This is a genomic window from Methanobrevibacter oralis (genome assembly GCF_001639275.1).
Classification (GTDB): domain Archaea; phylum Methanobacteriota; class Methanobacteria; order Methanobacteriales; family Methanobacteriaceae; genus Methanocatella; species Methanocatella oralis.
Window position 1 is genome coordinate 1 of the sequence record NZ_LWMU01000128.1, and the last position, 1,622, is coordinate 1,622.

Sequence of the window (1,622 nt, forward strand, 5' to 3'; positions counted from 1 at the left end):
GGGACTGTCAATTTGTTAGCTCTTGTTTTCGTTTTTCGATCCAGCCATCTTTTTGGTGCATTATTTGATTGAATATTCCTTCTAATGTTCTGAATTTCTTTTTGTGTGCTTTGGGCATTGTATTTCCAATGTAGTTTTCTATTTGATTGTTAGTACAGTCTAGTTTTCCTTTGTGTCTTTTTTTAAGGAATTGTATGTATTTTTTGTATTCTGGGAAGAATTTCTTCTTTAAGTATTTTGCTAGAATTGGTGGAAAGTTTATTAATTCTTCTTTTAGGAAATTTATATATTTTATTGCTTCTTCGTAGGTTTCTTTTCTGAATAATTTATAAAATATGCTTAAATATTCGTTGATTTCTATTTTGTAGTTGTTTATCATGTTTTTGGATTGTTTTTTGATTTGTGTTTCTGAGAGTTTAGGGTTTTGTTTTTTTAGATTACTTTCATATTCTTTGCGCATTTGATTTAGTTCTTCTCTAAGTTCTTCATTGATATTTAATAATAAGTGAAATGTGCAGTGTTGGTGATCAAATCCGAGTTCTCTCATTATTTTATCATAGCCTGGTTTTAAATCTGTTATTATTGCAATGGACTCTGTTGGTTTGATACTGTTTTTTATAAAATTTTTTGTTGTTGCAGAATCTTCTTTTTCACTAATTAACTCTGCAATAGGCATTCGATTAATTAAATCAAATAATACATGCCTATAATACCATTTTCGCTCAATTCTAATCCATTGTACATCATAAGCAGCGTATCCTGAAAATTTCAAATCGGTGTTAACATAATACAATCCATCGAAAGTTAAAAGAGATTTTCTAATCGTTTCATATGACATATTAATACCATTAAAAACATTAAATGTCCAAGAAAGATTTCTTAATGAATCCCAAACTCTTTTTCGCAACTCAACAGCCTTGTTTTTCATTTTAATAGAAAAATTACAAAAATCTTCATAAATCCCATTAAGCCTTACTTGACTATATTTTCTACATTTCTTACAAAGATATCGCTTAACTTTAATAATAACACTAATACCATTTTCTAAATAAATTTTACGCCTATTATAAGATTTCTTAATAACATCATGAGAAAAACAATGCTTACAATGAGGATCATGATACTCAATAACCCCATCTTTGTTAATAACACAATCTTCATCAAGAATACCATCTAAATACAATACAAATTGAACAGTATTCTCACCAAAACTACAATGCACTCTTTCATCATCATTTTTTCTAACAGGATCAACATTCAAACAGTTAAATATATATTGGTTGCCATCCAAAATAAGACATGGAAGGCATTTGTTTTTTGTTTTCATGTATAAATATTTGTCTTCCACCCTATATAAAACTTATTATTGCTCAAATTAAGAAGATAATTACAAAAATATGCTAAAAAATAATTTAAGAAAAATATCAAGAAGTTAATCAAAGATTAGAAAGATTTAAAAAGAAATAAAAAACACAAAAAACTAGTATTAAACCCATCACAACAAGAAAAACAACAACTAATATTTAAATCTTTTCACAAACACAACAGAAAACACAAAAAGAATCAAAGAAAAATAAAAAAAACTAAAAAATATGTCAAAGAGCTAACAAATTGACAGTCCC

1 protein-coding gene is annotated in these 1,622 nt (G+C 26.9%); it reads right to left on the reverse strand.

Translation table 11 applies throughout. The annotated features are described in order from the left end of the window. Positions 1–7 precede the first annotated feature (7 nt). The gene (locus tag MBORA_RS09675) at positions 8–1,327 is read right to left on the reverse strand and encodes an IS6 family transposase (RefSeq protein ID WP_063720610.1); all 1,320 of its coding nucleotides are present in this window, start codon (positions 1,325–1,327) and stop codon (positions 8–10) included. Positions 1,328–1,622: the final 295 nt, after the last annotated feature.

What these genes read in the sequence shown, in the direction of transcription:
- MBORA_RS09675 (WP_063720610.1), bottom strand. Translation starts at nt 1,327, where the DNA reads ATGAAAACAAAAAACAAATGCCTTCCATGTCTTATTTTGGATGGCAAC.